This window comes from Acinetobacter sp. YH12105 (assembly GCF_013419095.1).
Lineage (GTDB): Bacteria > Pseudomonadota > Gammaproteobacteria > Pseudomonadales > Moraxellaceae > Acinetobacter > Acinetobacter pseudolwoffii.
The window spans coordinates 51,116-67,970 of record NZ_VPAU01000017.1 but is presented as its reverse complement, the minus strand read 5'-3'; the positions used below and the strand labels follow the sequence as shown (position 1 = coordinate 67,970).

The window sequence follows — 16,855 nt, the reverse complement described above, 5'->3', positions numbered from 1 at the left end:
AGTCTGGGCCGTGTCTCAGTCCCAGTGTGGCGGATCATCCTCTCAGACCCGCTACAGATCGTCGCCTTGGTAGGCCTTTACCCCACCAACTAGCTAATCCGACTTAGGCTCATCTATTAGCGCAAGGTCCGAAGATCCCCTGCTTTCTCCCGTAGGACGTATGCGGTATTAGCATCCCTTTCGAGATGTTGTCCCCCACTAATAGGCAGATTCCTAAGCATTACTCACCCGTCCGCCGCTAGGTCAGTTACCGAAGCAACTTCCCCCGCTCGACTTGCATGTGTTAAGCCTGCCGCCAGCGTTCAATCTGAGCCATGATCAAACTCTTCAGTTTAAAATCAGTAGTGCCTAAAGGACACCAATCTTGGCTCATCAATTTTCTGACAAATATTTCTCAAATAAACTTCGAGTCATTTCTACCATCAATCAATGAAAATAATTTCGATCGATCAACCAGTAAAAATCCACACAAGTTGTTCTTCATAATCTCTTAATGATCTTCTCGATGCTTCGTCAGCATCAAGCTAGGTCGGCTATATTACACTGAATTTCTAAAGTGTCAATCCGTAATTCAAATTAATTTAAACTTATCCAACAAAACCTAATCTTAACACTTCGTGCTAAGTTACTGTTTTATCAGAAGTTTTAATCTTCATCACTGCCGATGGATGTGCATTCTACAGCATTTCACACCCAACACAACCCCTATTTTTAAATAATTCATGAAAAACTTAACGACTGTTTATTTATTCTACAAAAATAGGGGGTTTTCCTATTTCCTGAGTAAAAAATATACATTCCAAGGAGGTTTATAGTGTTTATTTACTTATAAAAGATATTTCTGGTGGATTTCAGATTTATATTGTAATTCATCTTTTCTTTAGTAAGAAAAATATAGATATCAAGACTGATAAATTATTTATATTTCCCTTTTATATAAATGCTGAGGAACGCATACACTTCACCAAAATAAAATAGTATGAAAATGAGAATGCCTCAATATTCCCCCATCCTTAAACGCATCATAATCCTTCTTCAGCAAAAGACATAAAATAAAAAACCCATCTCACCTGCATAGCTATATTGAGTGAAAAATAAATTGATATAGAGATACAAGTGATTACATAAACAATTATTAAAAAGGCGACTATAAATAATATTGTGTATTTTTTATACTTATTAAATTTTAGGCATAAAAAAACCGCTTAACGCGGTATCTTTTATCTCGACCATCTTTAAGGAGATGGTCGGAGCAGTAGGATTCGAACCTACGACCCCCTGGTCCCAAACCAGGTGCACTACCAGGCTGTGCTATGCTCCGATTTCAACTTTAAAAGTTGGGGTGAATGACGGGATTCGAACCCGCGACAACTGGAATCACAATCCAGGGCTCTACCAACTGAGCTACATCCACCATCATTTTGATTCTTAACATCAAGCGACCAAATGGCGCGCCTGACAGGATTCGAACCTGTGACCATCCGCTTAGAAGGCGGATGCTCTATCCAACTGAGCTACAAGCGCGTTACTGATGCAAACATCATTTGCCTTGAAGAATTGGTCGGAGCAGTAGGATTCGAACCTACGACCCCCTGGTCCCAAACCAGGTGCACTACCAGGCTGTGCTATGCTCCGATTCATCTCAGCTTTCGTATCGAACATCGTTCGGTACGGTGTGCATTCTAGGCGTGACGCCCGGAGACGTCAACACCTATCTTAAAAAAAAACCTAAAAAACGCGCCAAGCGTTTATTTATCAAGCGCTTCAGACATTTTTTATACAAATTTTAACGTTTTAGTCCGGCACTAAAATTCAACATGCGATCTAGAGGCAGTTTTGCGCGTTCAGCCAGTACAGGATCGACATGTACTTCCTGATCCTTATGCTGTAATACATGCAAAATACCATCCAGCTCATTCATTGCCATCCACGGACAATGCGCACAAGAACGACAGGTTGCCCCTTCCCCCGCAGTTGGTGCCTCAATCAGGACTTTATCGGGAACTGCTTGCTGCATTTTATAGAAGATACCACGATCCGTAGCCACAATTAAACGCTGATGTGGCAAAGTCTGTGCGGCTTTAATCAGTTGCGAGGTACTGCCTACTGCATCGGCAATCTCGACTACAGACATGGGGGATTCCGGATGTACCAACACCGCAGCATCTGGATAGAGTGCTTTCATATTGACAATACCGCGTGAACGGAATTCTTCATGCACGATACAGGCACCATCCCAGAGCAACATTTCTGCACCGGTTTTGCTTTGGATATATCGGCCCAAGTGCTGATCCGGCGCCCAGATAATTTTTTCACCGAGACTATCCAGATGTTCAATAATTTCCACTGCACAGCTAGAAGTCACTACCCAATCGGCACGCGCTTTCACCGCTGCGGAAGTATTGGCATACACCACCACGGTATGATCGGGGTGCGCATCGCAAAAAGCTGTAAATTCATCAACCGGACAACCAAGATCCAGTGAACAGGTTGCTTCCAGGGTTGGCATCAGCACGGTTTTATCTGGAGATAAAATTTTTGAGGTTTCACCCATAAATTTCACTCCTGCCACCACCAACGTAGAGGCTGGATGATCGCGACCAAAACGTGCCATTTCCAGAGAATCCGAAACACAACCACCGGTCAACTCAGCCAGTTCTTGCACTTCAGGATCGCAATAATAATGCGCCACCAAAACGGCATCCTGTTTTTCCAGCTCAGCCTTGATTTGTGCAAATTTGTCTAATTTTTCCTGCTGGCTCATTTGATGTTCTTGAGGAACGCCTAAACGATCTAAATGCGCCTGCACAATCGACTTTGCTTCATTGGCTATTAATTTGGTCGCACTATTCATAACAACTCTTACTCTACCCTAATTATCCGTTATGACACGGACATTTACCCTACACCCTAATCACAATTGGCAAAATGCCATTTTTGACCAGTCATTAAAAATCATAAGATATAAAAAAAGCCCCACAACGGAGGCTTTAGAAACGATCTGAATTATGAACGATAATCTGCATTAATCTTGACGTAATCATAAGACAGGTCACAGGTATAGACCGTGTCTTTCGCTGTACCACGTCCAAGATCAACACGAATCGTCATTTCAGCTTGGGCCATCACACCTGCACCAGCTGCTTCAGTATAGTCTGCCGCCGCACCACCATCTTTACAGATTTGTACATCATCTAACCAAACCTGAATTTTTGCAACGTCTAAATTCGGCACACCAGCATAACCAATCGCTGCCAGAATACGCCCCCAGTTTGGATCAGAAGCAAAAATCGCAGTTTTAACCAATGGCGAATGTGCAATGCTATAAGCCACATCACAGCATTCCTGAATATTAGCACCACCTTCTACCGCAACTGTAATAAATTTGGTGGCACCTTCACCATCACGCACAATCAGTTGCGCCAAGCGTTTCATGGTACGCATTAACACATCAAGCACGACTGCATAACGTGGATCTTCAGTCGAAGTAATTTCAGCCCCCCCGCCTTGACCTGTGGCAATCAAGATGCAGGAATCATTGGTTGAAGTATCACCATCGATAGTAATGCGGTTAAACGACACATTTACTGTTTCTGTTAATAACTGCTGAACCAGTTCACGGCTGATTGGAGCATCGGTTGCCACATAACCCAGCATAGTCGCCATATTTGGACGAATCATGCCGGCACCCTTGGAAATACCGGTCATGGTATAGGTGACACCATCCAGCTCGAACTGCTCTGAAGCGCCTTTCGGTGTAGTATCTGTGGTCATGATTCCCGTTGCAGCATCGACCCAGGCATCATCACGCAATGAGTCTAGCGCAGGTTGTAAACCGCTGAGCAAACGCTCCATTGGCAATTGCTCGCCAATGACACCCGTAGAGAATGGTAAAACTTCAGCAGCCTGTACCCCTGCCAGTTCAGCCAGCTTGGCACAGGTGGCTTCTGCATTTGCCATGCCTGTAGGGCCGGTTCCTGCATTGGCATTGCCGGTATTGATCACCAGGTAACGCGGATTCCCTACCTGTAAATGCGCTTTAGATACATGCACAGGGGCTGCACAGAAGGCATTTTGAGTAAATACCCCTGCAACATTGGAGCCTGCAGCCAGTTCAAATATCACCAGGTCACGTCGGTTCTGATAGCGCACATAGGCTTCAGCCGAACCAATTTTAACCCCTTTCACCACATGCATCTGTGGCATAGATACGTCACCAACTGCCATTTTAAAGTCCAATATTGAAGTTTCGGAAAAATACAGCTTAGTTGATCTGCAACAAAAAATCGAGCCAAAGCCTGAGTCAGCTTGAGATTTATGATGGATTTTCACAATAAAAAACCAGTCATCAAGACTGGTTTCTGCATTTTAAAAAATCGGAGATTTTAATTTTTCGCAAGTTGCCCTGCTTCATTTAATAAAGCCTGCTTCGCTTGCTGCTGACTCGCGGCAGAAAGTGCCGGATTAGATGCCACAATACGATCTGCATTGGCCGCATTGGCCGGTGCGATCGCAGCGGTCTGCAACACAATCGGGCGATTCTGATTGGCAAAGGTATAACGAATCCCGGTACGCGGGCTGGCCACGGTCACTTGTTCATCTGTACGTTGTACTTGAGCTGTAGTAGAACCCACTGCTTGCTGAACTTTATCAAGTGTCGTGGTGGCTGCAGTTTCTGCAAAACTTAAAGCAGGCATGGCCAAAGCGGCAATCATGAGCGTTTTTAATACTTTTTTCATTCAGGTTATTCCACTTTTCGGTGTTGAATGAGCCATTAAATACCATTTAATCCGCAGGACTGCAAATAGTATTCAGTTTCTGAAAAATCTTTATACATAAAAAATCAGAGCCATGTGGCTCTGATTTTCAATATCGCTTAGATTCTGCCATGACACTGTTTATATTTCAGGCCTGAACCACATGGACAAGGTGCATTACGGCTTGCCGGCGCTTCAAAGACTGGCGCTACCGGATTTGCCTCAGCATTTTGTTCAGTCGTATTTTCATGTTCATCTGCCAGTAAACCGTCGAACTCATCATGAGATAACTGCAAACGCATTGCCTCAGCCTGTGCCAGCTGCTGCGCTTCCATTTCAGCCAGCTCTTCAGGTGTTGGAACATGAATACGCGATAAATCTGTAACGACATCCGATTTGATGACACCCAGCATATTCACAAACAGGTTATAGGCTTCTTTTTTATATTCCTGCTCTGGATTTTTCTGTGCATAGCCACGTAAATGGATGCCCTGACGCAAGTAATCCATCGCTGCCAGATGTTCTTTCCAGTGACGATCCAGAGAATTCAGCATAAAGTGACGTTCAAGCGATGCTGCAGATTCCGCACCCATTTGTTCACGACGTGAACGGTAACGATTCAGTACTTCATCGCTAATACGCACCACCAATGCCTCTTCATCGAGACGACGGTCCTGTTCCAGCCATTGTGCGATAGGAAGATCCAGTGACATGTCTTCACGCAAGGCCAATTCCAGACCTTCAATATCCCACTGGTCATGAATCGACTCAGGCGGAATATAATTGGCAATTACACCCTGCATCACTTCACGGATCATTTCTTCAATATAATCTTGCAGCGAATTTTCTGCCAGAATGTCATCACGCTGACTATAAATAATCTTACGCTGTTCGTTATTCACGTCATCGTATTTCAGCAAGTTCTTACGAATATCGAAGTTACGTGCTTCGACTTTACGCTGTGCATTCTCAATCGAGCGAGACACCATTTTGTGTTCAATCGCTTCATCTTCCTGCAAGCCCATGGCACGCATCATACCCACCACACGGTCACCGGCGAAAATACGCATCAAGTCATCTTCAAGCGACAGGTAGAAACGCGATACACCCGGATCCCCCTGACGGCCTGCACGACCACGCAACTGGTTATCGATACGGCGTGATTCATGACGTTCAGAACCGATAATATGCAAGCCACCCGAATCCAGAACAGATTGATGATTAACATCCCATTCCGCTTTCAGACGCGCTTCGTCATCGCTTGTCGGATTTTCAATTTTGGCCAGCAATGCTTTCCAGTTACCACCCAGCAGAATATCGGTACCACGCCCCGCCATGTTGGTGGCAATGGTTACGGCACGCGGCGCACCAGCTTGCGCAATAATATCCGCTTCACGTTCGTGCTGTTTGGCATTCAGTACTTCGTGGGTAATGCCCGCAGCTTTCAGCTTATCGGATAGAATCTCAGATGCTTCGATGGTTGCCGTACCAATCAAGATTGGCGCAACACCGGCTTCATGCACACGCTGAATTTCTTGAATAATCGCGTTATATTTGCCTTCACGATTTAAATAGATTAAATCGTTCTGGTCATCACGGATCATTGGACGATGGGTCGGAATCAGCACCACATCCAGACCATAAATTTCTTTCATTTCCGCGGCTTCAGTATCAGCGGTACCGGTCATACCCGATAATTTTTTATACAGACGGAAATAGTTCTGGAAGGTTGTGGTTGCCAGGGTCTGGTTCTCTGGTTGAATTTCCAGACCTTCTTTGGCTTCTACCGCCTGATGCAAACCTTCAGACCAGCGACGGCCCGGCATGGTACGACCGGTATTTTCATCGACGATAATCACTTCACCATCATTGATGATGTATTGCACGTTACGTTGATATAAATAATGGGCACGAATTGCCGCAGTCACATGATGCAACAGATTCAGGTTCGACGCTGAATACAAGCTCTCGCCTTCTGCCAACAAGCCCATTTCAATCAGTTCACTTTCAATGGTTTCAAAACCCACTTCAGTAATTTCAACTGAACGCTGTTTTTCATCAATCCAGAAGTGACCGCCATCCGGCACTTTCTCTTCTTTCTGTGCCTGTAATTTTGGTGGAATATTATTAATGGCTGCATAAAGCTGTGAAGAATCTTCACTTTGACCGGAAATAATCAGCGGAGTACGTGCTTCATCAATCAGGATCGAATCGACCTCATCAATAATCGCATAGGTTAAACCACGCTGCTTTTTCTCAGCCAGCGAGAACACCATGTTGTCACGCAGGTAATCAAAGCCAAATTCGTTATTGGTACCGTAGGTAATATCGGCACGATAAGCTTCCGCTTTTTCCATCGGATTTTGCATGGAATAAATAATCCCGATGCTTAAACCCAAAAATTCAAATAATGGACGGTTGAGCTCGGCATCACGTTGTGCCAGGTAATCGTTCACGGTAATGACATGCACACCCTGACCGCTGATGGCATTCAGGTAACAGGCCAAGGTACCCATCAGGGTTTTACCCTCACCGGTACGCATCTCTGCAATTTTACCTTCGTGCAAGGTAATACCACCGATCAGCTGCACGTCATAATGACGCATGCCCATGACCCGCTTGGCGGCTTCACGACAGACTGCAAATGCTTCAGGCAATAATTTATCGAGGTTTTCACCCTTATTATATCGTTGTTTGAATTCTTCAGTTTTTGCAGATAAGTCTGCATCGCTAAGGGTAGATATCGTCGGCTCGAGCACATTAATCTTGTCTACGATTTTACGCATGCGTTTGAGTTCGCGCTCATTTTTGGTACCGAAGATTCCTCCGATCAGACTTGCCAACATGAATAGACTCTCTAAATCTTGCTTGTCAAATGAATATGTTCTTAGTCGTTATTATGGTGCTAGAAATTTGAACTACAAGGGTTTTGCTATAAAACCACTGAAAAAATCTGATCCTGAGTTCTAGCCCCGAGATCTAAGGCAAAGTAATGTAGCAAACTTTAGCTGTGCAATATAGTCAATTAGACGACTGATTTGTTTGATTCTAGATAGATAAAACAAATCACTTATGCTATTTATTCATAAAGAAAGCTAAAAACACTATTTTTAATCATAAAAAAATTAGTTCATATTAAATCTCATCTCTACATTAAAAGACAAATTGAGGCAAAAGATGAGTTTACGTCTAGGCGACACCGCACCGAATTTTGAACAGCAATCCAGTAAAGGCCTGATTAATTTTTATGATTTTCTGGGCGATAGCTGGGGCATTTTATTTTCACATCCGGCGGACTATACGCCGGTATGTACCACTGAACTTGGCTATACCGCAAAGCTGAAGGATGAATTTGAAAAACGTGGTGTCAAAGCCATTGCCTTATCGGTTGATGATGTTGAATCACATAAGGGCTGGATTAAAGACATCAATGAAACCCAGAATACCACAGTCAATTTTCCGATCATTGCCGATCAGGATCGTAAAGTGTCTGAGCTATATGACTTTATTCACCCGAATGCCAGTGAAACGCTCACAGTTCGCTCTTTGGTGGTCATCGATCCAAATAAGAAAGTACGTTTGATTATTACCTATCCGGCATCGACGGGTCGTAATTTCCATGAAATCTTGCGTGTGGTGGATTCATTACAACTCACCGACAGCCATAAAGTCGCAACACCTGCCAATTGGCAGCATGGCGATGATGTGGTGATTGTGCCTTCCCTAAAAGATGAGACTGAAATTGCACAACGTTTTCCTAAAGGGTATACCGCGATCACGCCTTACCTGCGCTTAACGCCACATCCTGAGTGAGGATCAGCAAGACACTGCTTCGCCCTGAGGAATATATTCCGCAAGAAGACGAGAAGCTATGCTTCGAGCAACAAATTAAAACGATTCCTTTTTAATTTTGCGCAACACAAGTGAAGTGCGCAGTAATAGATAAGCAGAGCACTGCTCTGTTCATAAAGAATATGTATAAGTACATCCACTCTTAACGTTGATGTATCTATATAAAAAGCAGCAAGATTAAAACTGAATTTCTAACCCGAATGACGTGCCGGTTTCGAAGTTCATCACCAGCCTATCTTTAGATAGGCTTTTTTAATCCTGAGAGTTTTGTCACCTTTTTAATTTTTGCTCCCCAATAAAAATGGATCCAGGCATAACCTGAATCCATTTTAAACCAAAGTACAGTAATACGCTGTCTTAGTTACGCTTATCTAAAGGCACCCAGTCAATCACCCAGGCAGATTTCATATTCAGACTGTCATCTGCAGCGATTTTTTTACGCGAAGCATCAGCAGTTTCCCGATCCTTTGATGGACCGACCATGATACGAATCCCTTTAGAGGTTGGACTCTTGGTCACTTTATAACCCTTGGCACGCAGTTTTGCCGCAACCGCATCTGCATTGGCTTCATTGGCTGCCAGTGCGACCTGCACCATCCACTGCTTGTCACTTTCACCTTCCAGCAATTTACGTGCCTGCTCAGCTTCTGCTTTCTTTTTGGCGTCTTCTGCTGCCTTTTTCTTGGCTTCTTCAGCCTTACGTTTGTCTTCGGCTTTACGTTTTTCTTCGGCGGCTTTACGTTCAGCTTCTTTCTTCTCGGCTGCCTTACGCTCTTCCTCAGCCTTACGTTTTGCCTCAGCCGTCTTACGTTCTGCTTCGGCTTTTTGCTGTTGCTCCAATTTACGTTTTTCTTCAGCCGCTTTGCTTTCAGCGGCTTTACGCTCCGCTTCTTTCTTGGCCGCTTCAGTTGAACTGTTGGCTTTTTGCTGCTCAAGCTTCTGCAGGGCTAGCTTTTTGTCTTGTGCAGCCTTTTCTTCAGCCAAGCGTTTCTGTTTGGCCTGTTCGTCTTCGACCAGTTCTGGTGGAATATTATCCGAGCTTTGCTGTCCCATACGATGCGCATTAAGTGCAGCATATTCTTCAGCCGCTTTACGCGCCGCATCTGCTTCTGCCTGCTGCTGCATCGCTAAAAATTCAGCCGCACGAGCCTCCTGCTCTGCCACAGATTTTTCCCGATCACGGCGTTGCTGTTCAAGTAAACGCTTTTCTGTTTCCACATCGACCGTCAAGGAACCCAGCGAATGATTCACTGCATCCTTAGTTTCCACTTCCGCAAACTGTGCCGGTTTCTGCTGACGATCCTGCTTGATTTCATCTTGACCTTTCAGGAGTAATGCTGCCAATAAAACACCACCACCGAGTAAAACAACACCGCCCATCCAGCGCTGTTTGTTATTCATTGACATTCTTCCAAATACTCCCATACCGCTTCTAAGGTATGAAATGATCCACATACCAAAATCAGCTGATTATTATCTGTTTGATCCAGTGCTGATTTAAAAGCTAATTTCACATTGTCAAATTGTTCTACCGCCTCACCGCCTAGAGCCTCAGCTAAAATTGTGAGCTCTGCCGCACGTGGGACGGATAATGGTGCAATTTTCCACAATTGAACCGTGTCTTTCAATAACTTGGTGACAGAATTTATATCTTTATCTGCCAACATTGAAAACACACAAACGATATTTTTATAGTTTTGATTGTAATTTAAATAGTTTCGCAACTGTTTCAGCAGAAACTCGACCCCATGCGGATTATGTCCGGCATCAAAAATCACGGTTTTATTCTGGATTTGACAGACTTCAAAACGTCCCGGCAACTTTGCCGTTTGAATCCCTTGTGCCATCACATCCTGACTGACCGTTAAACCGCTCAGCAAAATTGCAGCCACAGCGGTAGAAATATTATCTAGCGCCAGTGAACCTGTTGGGAGTTTTAAGGTCGTACCTGAAGAAGCAAATGCCCAGCTTTGCCCATCTTCAAAGGCTTCATAGAAATAATCACGATTCACCGCATATAGGGGCGCGTTGCATTGCTGAGTTTTATCTAAAATGGCTTGTGGAATCTGTTGCTGTCCACCAAACACCACCGGAATATTCGGCCGGATAATTCCGGCTTTTTCAAAGGCAATTTTCTCGATGCTATCACCGAGCCAATCGGTATGATCCAGACCAATATTGGTAATCACTGCTACATCCGGATTAACCACATTAACCACATCCAGACGACCGCCCAGACCGACTTCCAACACCCAGACATCACATAACTGATCTTTAAAAATCACAAAAGCGGCCAAAGTGGTCGCTTCAAAGAAAGACAGGCTCAAATCACATTCGCGACGAGCCTGATCCACCTGAACAAAAGCATCCACCAACAACTGATCTTCAACTTCAATGCCGCGCAGTTTTACCCGCTCATTGAAACGGTACACGTGTGGAGATTGATACAGTCCGACCTTGAAGCCTTGTGCATTCAAAATCGCAGCCAGTGTGGTGGTGGTTGAACCCTTACCATTGGTTCCAGCCACCGTCAGCACTTTGGCCGCCGGACGTGTCACACCGAGCTTTTCAGCCACCGGAATAACCCGTTCCAGACCTAAATCAATACCCGTAACGTGAACATGGCTCCAATAATCGAGCCATGTACTTAAAGAATCTGTTGCTAGCGGTGCTGTGTTCAATGCAGGTTCATCAATTTCGTAACAATACGGTAAACTGTATCACGTAATGCGTGACGGTGAACAATCTGATCGATTACCCCATGATCAAGCAAATATTCCGCGCGCTGGAACGGTTCTTCCAGTTTTTCACGGACAGTTTGTTCAATCACTCGTTTACCGGCAAAGCCAATCATCGCCTTCGGTTCAGCCAGATGTACATCACCCAGCATCGCCAATGATGCAGTGACACCACCGTATACCGGATGCGTCAATACCACCACATAAGGCAGGCCTGCTTCTTTTAAACGCTGGATAGCAGCCGAAGTACGTGCCATTTGCATCAAGGACAACATGCCTTCCTGCATACGTGCACCGCCTGAAGCAGCAAAGCAGATCAAGGGCTGACGGGCTTCAATCGCACGCTCTGCCGCCTGAACAAAACGGTCACCGACCACTGTCCCCATAGAGCCGCCCATGAAATCGAATTCAAATGCACAGGCAATCATTGGGACATCTTTTAGCAGGCCTTGAATCACGACCAACGCTTCGGTTTCGCCGGTTTTCTTTTGCGCTTCTGCCATACGCTCTGGATAAGCTTTGCTATCGACAAACTTTAACGGATCTTTAGCCTTAAACTCCTGACCCAGTTCAGTCTGTACCTGGTCAAAGAACCAGTTCAGGCGATCACGGGCTTTCATGCGTAAATGCTCATCACACTGCGGACAAACATAGGCATTGAATGACATCGCGGTACGGGTCACCAAAGCATGACATTCAGGACACTCGACCGTAGGCTCGGTAAATGTCGCTTTGTAGATCGTTTGCTCATCAGGTACATGAATGCCTGGAACAATGCGTTCCGTCCATGGGGTCGATGGGCTCAGAATTTTGCCTGATTTCACGGGTTGACTCATACTATAACTCATCGAGCGCTGCTCGAAGCTCCTTGACTTTATTCACCGTCGCAATAACGGCTTGTTCTGGTGCAAGCGTTGCAAACTGCTTTACAAACGCACTTCCCACAATAACTGCATCGGCAGCAACACCCATCGCTTTCGCAGATGCAGCATCGCTGATACCGAAACCTACGCCTACAGGAACATCAGTCACAGCTTTAATCTTTTGAATGCGGGCAGCGGCTTCAGAGACATCTAAAGTTGCTGCACCGGTCACGCCTTTCAAGGATACATAGTAAATAAAGCCAGTGGCCTGTTTCGCTACGTGTTGAATACGTGCATCGGTTGAAGTGGGTGCCAGCAGGAAAATCTGATCCATGTCATATTTTTCCAGTACTTCACCCAGACTTTGTGCTTCCTCTGGCGGTAAGTCCACCAGCAGCACGCCATCTACTCCACATTCGTAAGCATAAGCCACAAACTTTTCATAGCCAATCACTTCGACCGGATTCAGATAACCCATCAGCACCACAGGTGTTTCGCGATCTTTCAAGCGAAATTCTTTCACCATGTGCAGTGCGTCCAAAGTATTGGTTCCGCCTGCCAGCGCACGTTCAGCCGCTAAAGCAATTACGGGACCATCTGCCATCGGGTCTGAGAAAGGAAGACCCAGCTCAATCACATCGACACCCGCCTCTACCATTGCATGGAGCAAAGGTACAGTGACCTCTGGATGCGGATCACCAGCCATCACATAAGAAACTAAAGCTTTACGCTGTTGAGATTTAAGTTGTTCAAATTGTGTGGCTAAACGTGACATAGGGCTGAGCTTTCCTTAACGTGTTTCAAACTTGAGGCATTGACTATGTAAAAATACAAGACGTCGCATTGTAACGCTATTTTTTGTCCAATGAACAGTCTGCGATACCGACCTCGAGTATTTCATTTCCTGTACGAAGATTTCAAAACAATTCGGAAGGGTCTATTTACGATTATTTTGATTTTTTTCACAATGATCAAAGATGCCTAATTTTGCTATTAGCTAAAATCCTGAATATTTAGATAAACTTATTTTTATCATGCAAAAATTAATAAAAATGCAGATGTTAGCGCATTCATTTAAAGTTTTCTGAAATTGCAAAACCTGCTTTATACTAGTCCTATTCTCTTACTTTTTTATCTCCTATGCAGACTGATTCTGAGGCTACAGTGCAGGCACGCGCCATTGCACTGCTGCCGCTTATTGTATTTTTAACCCTATTTTTGGGTAGCGGGATCTATCATTCCCTGATTGGAACCGAATTTGCGTTCTATCAGGTGAAAGCGCCTGTTGCTGCCCTGCCTGCGATTATTTTGGCTGCATTGGTGTATCGCGGCAAACTCAATCAGGGCATTGAAGCCTTTCTAAAAGGGGCCAGTCATCCGAACTTAATTTTGATGTTTATGGTGTTTATGCTGGCCGGTGCCTTTGCCAGTGTCAGCAGTGCGATTGGCAGTGTGGATGCCACGGTACAACTGGGCCTGTCGATTATTCCGCCTGAATTTATCTTGCCGATGCTGTTTATCATCTCGGCATTTATTGCCACGGCGATGGGCACCTCCATGGGCACCATTGCAGCTTGTGCCCCGATTGCCTTTGGTTTTACCCAGGTCACCGATATTAATGTGATCTACGCCATTGGTGCAGTCGTAGGCGGTGCCATGTTCGGTGACAACCTTTCCATGATTTCAGATACCACCATTGCAGCCACCACCAGCCAGCGGGTGCAATTACGTGACAAGTTTAAAGTCAATGTCTGGATTGCTGTACCGGCCTCTATCAGCACCATTGTGATTTATATTTTAAGTACAGGCAGCTCCAGCCCCGTAGAATATAAAGATTTTAACTGGTTACTGGTCTTACCTTATATTGCGGTCTTTGTTTTGGCTTTTAGTCGCCTGCATGTCCTCGCAGTACTGACCATTGGTGTTTTGCTTTCGGGTCTGTTCGGTCTGTTTGCGACGCCTGAATTTAACCTGCTCAAGCTGAATACTTCGATTTATGACGGCTTTGTCGGCATGTTTGAAGTGGCATTACTGTCCATGTTTCTGGCGGGTCTGTCAGCGATCATGCAACGTGAAGGTGGTTTACGCTGGCTAATCGAGCGCATTTATAGCCTGACCCGTCTGTTTAAAGTTGGGCAGCAAAGGGCCGGCGAAATCGGGATCAGCTTTCTGGTGGTATTTTCAAATATCTTTGTGGCCAATAATACCGTCGCAATTATTCTGTCGGGTGATATGGCACGTGAAGTCGCCAAAGAATACGGCGTGGATCCCAAGCGTTCTGCAGCACTGATGGATATTTTCTCCTGCGTGGTACAAGGTCTGATTCCTTATGGTGCACAGTTGCTCCTCGCCTGCTCGATTGCAAAAATCTCACCGGTTGAACTGATTGGCGGCTTGTACTATTGCTGGATTCTGGCCATCTTCGCAATTGCTGCGATTGCGTTGAGATTCCCCAACCTTAAAGCAACCGCTTAATCTCTGTATCATCCTCACATCAAAAAGCGATCTGATTGGGTCGCTTTTTTATTGCTGTGCATGCTTTAACTGTTTCTTGCGCTGGAACAAAGTCTGTCCGGTGGCTGCTTTATAGGCGCGGGCCAAGGCCGACTGGTCGGAATAATCCAGCGCTTCAGCAATCTCGCTCAGACTAAGCCCCTGCTGTAACAAAATCTCACAGCGTTTGATGCGCTGCTGTTGCAGCAGTTTTTTAAATGAAGTTTGATATATGCTGAATAAGCGTTGCAAGCTTCGGGTCGACATCCACAACTGCTGGGCAAGCTGCTCAATTTTGATCGCCTGTTGCCTGGTTCGCAACTGTTCGGCAATGATTTGCTGTGCTTGCTGCAAGGTATTTTCAACAGGTACTTTTGCTGCAATCGCCTGTTCCGCCTGAAGAGTCAGCAACTGCAATAATATGGGGTCAGCATGCTCAGACCCATGAGCTAACCCCTGTACATCCAGTTCCAGAGCATAATAATCTTGAGAAAACTGAACCTCACAGGCAAAGAATTTTTGATAATGCATTTGTGCCATTTCAGCTGCATGAGCCAGTCGTACACAACGCAATAAAAGTGGCTGCTCTTGCAAAATAACCCGTCCCAGTTGCACCATTGCTGCCATGGTGAGCTCATTTAACAAATTATATTTTTCATCTAAATAGCCCCAATAGAGTTCCATACTGTGTTCATGCTGTTTCAACTGTAAAGGCACGAATTCACTGCCATCAATCACCAGCCGCTGAAAGCGCATGCTATAGCCGATCATTTCCGCGACACTACTGCTACGTGAAACCATATAACCCAGTACACCAAAATGCTCAGGACGAATGACCTGCACGATTTCAAAAATCAGCTGCGGACAGTTCAGATGTTGCCGAGTAGTTAAAATAATATGATTCAACAATTCCAAAGGTACTTGTGTATCAAAAGGCTGATCGATGAGGGTCACAAGCGAGTCATGCACATCTTGCAGAAAGTCGGCAGTTAAGGGTTCAATCCCCACATCACGCAAATAAGTCGCCCAGAGCTGAAGATAACCATTGGATATTTTTATGTCTTGCATGTGCGATTCTCGCTGGCAGCTCTAATCTGACCAGTTTTATTTTCATTTGGCATAAAATGTATAAAAATTGGCAAGCTCTGTCAAAACAATGGCGAGATTCGCCGACATACTGTCAGCATCGTCACAAAAAAGAATCTACAAGATGAACGCCATATTAAAATCCGCCCTACAGCCTGTGGTTCGCACCCAACTTGATTTTAAACTGGATGAAATTCCACGTTACTGGTTCGGCGGCGATCCCTTTATGACACGCATGTTCGATGCCCTGAGCCTGACCTTTCCAGACGGCGAGCGCTATTTTATTCAGAGTGTCCGCCTGTTCCGCGATCAGATCCAGGACCCGGAGCTGCAACAACGTGTCGCGGATTTCATCCGCCAGGAAGCCCAGCACGGCATCGCGCATGACAAAATGAATCAGTTGATGCGCGAGCAAGGCATGCCTGTAGACCAATTTATTGAACGTTTAAATAAAATTTTCAATTATGATCTGAAGCACCGCTCACCCCAGTTTAATATTGCCATTACCGCTGCGGCAGAGCACTTAACGGCGCTTATGGCAGAAACTTTTTATGGACAAAAACAGACCCTGAAAGATGCCCATCCTTTTGTACGGGCATTATTGGCCTGGCATGCCATTGAGGAAATGGAACACCGCGATGTAGCTTTTGATGTGATGAAAAATGTGGCTAAAACCCCAGAATTTACCCGTCGAGCCACCTTAGTCAGCACGACCATTTTAATGTTTAGTTTTACCGTCTACCGTGCCAATGTCATGCTGAAACATGATGGCTTTAGCCTCTTGCAACGCTTGCAGATGAATATCAAGAGCTTACCCTGGTTTTTTGGCCCAAAAGGCACATTGACCCGAATGGGCAAACAGTATCGAGACTGGTTTAAAAAAGACTTTCATCCGAGTCAGCACCCAGTGATTGCCCAATACGATGTCTGGATCAACACCCTAAATGAAACCGGCGATCCGATTCAAGCCGGTGAAGCCTTCTGGCAGGCCGCGAAAGACTACACGTGAGCATCGCTTAAATCAAAAAACCCTCATTAACTTGAAGGCTTTTTGATTTAAGCTGAT

The 16,855-nt window shown here is 45.1% G+C and carries 12 protein-coding genes, 4 tRNA genes and 1 rRNA gene; 3 read left to right on the top strand and 14 right to left on the bottom strand.

The features are described 5' to 3' along the window. The 9 genes from FTU44_RS12320 to secA all read right to left on the bottom strand — a co-directional run. Positions 1–334, bottom strand: a 16S ribosomal RNA gene (locus FTU44_RS12320); the annotation flags it as partial. A gap of 910 nt (positions 335–1,244) precedes the next feature. After that, positions 1,245–1,321, bottom strand: a tRNA-Pro gene (locus FTU44_RS12315). Positions 1,322–1,338: 17 nt separating this feature from the next. Continuing rightward, positions 1,339–1,414: transfer RNA gene (locus tag FTU44_RS12310), tRNA-His, on the bottom strand. 33 nt (positions 1,415–1,447) lie between these two features. Continuing rightward, positions 1,448–1,524, bottom strand: a tRNA-Arg gene (locus tag FTU44_RS12305). A 34-nt stretch (positions 1,525–1,558) separates the two neighbouring features. Then, positions 1,559–1,635, bottom strand: a tRNA-Pro gene (locus FTU44_RS12300). 151 nt (positions 1,636–1,786) lie between these two features. After that, positions 1,787–2,854 (bottom strand): quinolinate synthase NadA, encoded by a 1,068-nt coding sequence (nadA, locus tag FTU44_RS12295; protein ID WP_179999634.1) that lies wholly within the window; start codon positions 2,852–2,854, stop codon positions 1,787–1,789. 152 nt (positions 2,855–3,006) lie between these two features. Then, positions 3,007–4,227 (bottom strand): bifunctional glutamate N-acetyltransferase/amino-acid acetyltransferase ArgJ, encoded by a 1,221-nt coding sequence (argJ, locus tag FTU44_RS12290; protein ID WP_005168580.1) that lies wholly within the window; start codon positions 4,225–4,227, stop codon positions 3,007–3,009. A 158-nt stretch (positions 4,228–4,385) separates the two neighbouring features. Then, positions 4,386–4,739, bottom strand: a complete 354-nt coding sequence (locus FTU44_RS12285) for a hypothetical protein (RefSeq protein WP_005098054.1) — start codon at positions 4,737–4,739, stop codon at positions 4,386–4,388. Positions 4,740–4,876: 137 nt separating this feature from the next. Then, positions 4,877–7,603 (bottom strand): preprotein translocase subunit SecA, encoded by a 2,727-nt coding sequence (gene secA / locus FTU44_RS12280; RefSeq protein ID WP_005098055.1) that lies wholly within the window; start codon positions 7,601–7,603, stop codon positions 4,877–4,879. 331 nt (positions 7,604–7,934) lie between these two features. Here secA and FTU44_RS12275 point away from each other — a divergent pair, with 331 nt between their 5' ends. Next, positions 7,935–8,570 (top strand): peroxiredoxin, encoded by a 636-nt coding sequence (locus FTU44_RS12275; protein WP_180050918.1) that lies wholly within the window; start codon positions 7,935–7,937, stop codon positions 8,568–8,570. A gap of 396 nt (positions 8,571–8,966) precedes the next feature. On the opposite strand, the gene FTU44_RS12270 is transcribed toward FTU44_RS12275, so the two are convergent. The 4 genes from FTU44_RS12270 to trpA are packed head-to-tail and all read right to left on the bottom strand — an operon-like array spanning position 8,967 to position 12,985. Then, the gene (locus tag FTU44_RS12270; RefSeq protein ID WP_373684778.1) at positions 8,967–10,016 is read right to left on the bottom strand and encodes an SPOR domain-containing protein; all 1,050 of its coding nucleotides are present in this window, start codon (positions 10,014–10,016) and stop codon (positions 8,967–8,969) included. Further along, positions 10,007–11,290, bottom strand: a complete 1,284-nt coding sequence (folC, locus tag FTU44_RS12265; protein ID WP_180050914.1) for a bifunctional tetrahydrofolate synthase/dihydrofolate synthase — start codon at positions 11,288–11,290, stop codon at positions 10,007–10,009. Before folC ends, FTU44_RS12270 begins: the two co-directional genes overlap by 10 nt. Beyond that, a complete protein-coding gene (gene accD, locus FTU44_RS12260) occupies positions 11,287–12,183 on the bottom strand; it encodes an acetyl-CoA carboxylase, carboxyltransferase subunit beta (RefSeq protein WP_034608357.1) in 897 nt (298 codons plus the stop codon). The genes folC and accD overlap by 4 nt, the downstream gene beginning before the upstream one ends. A gap of 1 nt (position 12,184) precedes the next feature. Further along, the gene (gene trpA / locus FTU44_RS12255) at positions 12,185–12,985 is read right to left on the bottom strand and encodes a tryptophan synthase subunit alpha (protein ID WP_180050911.1); all 801 of its coding nucleotides are present in this window, start codon (positions 12,983–12,985) and stop codon (positions 12,185–12,187) included. 365 nt (positions 12,986–13,350) lie between these two features. Between trpA and FTU44_RS12250 the strand changes: the two genes are divergently transcribed. Further along, a complete protein-coding gene (locus FTU44_RS12250) occupies positions 13,351–14,685 on the top strand; it encodes a Na+/H+ antiporter NhaC family protein (RefSeq protein WP_180050909.1) in 1,335 nt (444 codons plus the stop codon). A gap of 48 nt (positions 14,686–14,733) precedes the next feature. Here FTU44_RS12250 and FTU44_RS12245 read toward each other — a convergent pair whose 3' ends face one another. Beyond that, positions 14,734–15,771, bottom strand: coding sequence for an AraC family transcriptional regulator (locus FTU44_RS12245; protein WP_005098065.1), 1,038 nt, complete (start codon positions 15,769–15,771; stop codon positions 14,734–14,736). Positions 15,772–15,913: 142 nt separating this feature from the next. Between FTU44_RS12245 and FTU44_RS12240 the strand changes: the two genes are divergently transcribed. Further along, positions 15,914–16,798: a metal-dependent hydrolase gene (locus FTU44_RS12240; protein ID WP_005168590.1), complete on the top strand. Its 885-nt coding sequence runs from the start codon at positions 15,914–15,916 to the stop codon at positions 16,796–16,798. Positions 16,799–16,855 lie beyond the last annotated feature (57 nt).

Bases quoted from the DNA above. Each gene is read 5' to 3' on its own strand.
- nadA (WP_179999634.1), bottom strand. From the start codon at position 2,854: ATGAATAGTGCGACCAAATTAATAGCCAATGAAGCAAAGTCGATTGTG.
- argJ (WP_005168580.1), bottom strand. From the start codon at position 4,227: ATGGCAGTTGGTGACGTATCTATGCCACAGATGCATGTGGTGAAAGGG.
- FTU44_RS12285 (WP_005098054.1), bottom strand. From the start codon at position 4,739: ATGAAAAAAGTATTAAAAACGCTCATGATTGCCGCTTTGGCCATGCCT.
- secA (WP_005098055.1), bottom strand. From the start codon at position 7,603: ATGTTGGCAAGTCTGATCGGAGGAATCTTCGGTACCAAAAATGAGCGC.
- FTU44_RS12275 (WP_180050918.1), top strand. From the start codon at position 7,935: ATGAGTTTACGTCTAGGCGACACCGCACCGAATTTTGAACAGCAATCC.
- FTU44_RS12270 (WP_373684778.1), bottom strand. From the start codon at position 10,016: ATGTCAATGAATAACAAACAGCGCTGGATGGGCGGTGTTGTTTTACTC.
- accD (WP_034608357.1), bottom strand. From the start codon at position 12,183: ATGAGTCAACCCGTGAAATCAGGCAAAATTCTGAGCCCATCGACCCCA.
- trpA (WP_180050911.1), bottom strand. From the start codon at position 12,985: ATGTCACGTTTAGCCACACAATTTGAACAACTTAAATCTCAACAGCGT.
- FTU44_RS12250 (WP_180050909.1), top strand. From the start codon at position 13,351: ATGCAGACTGATTCTGAGGCTACAGTGCAGGCACGCGCCATTGCACTG.
- FTU44_RS12245 (WP_005098065.1), bottom strand. From the start codon at position 15,771: ATGCAAGACATAAAAATATCCAATGGTTATCTTCAGCTCTGGGCGACT.
- FTU44_RS12240 (WP_005168590.1), top strand. From the start codon at position 15,914: ATGAACGCCATATTAAAATCCGCCCTACAGCCTGTGGTTCGCACCCAA.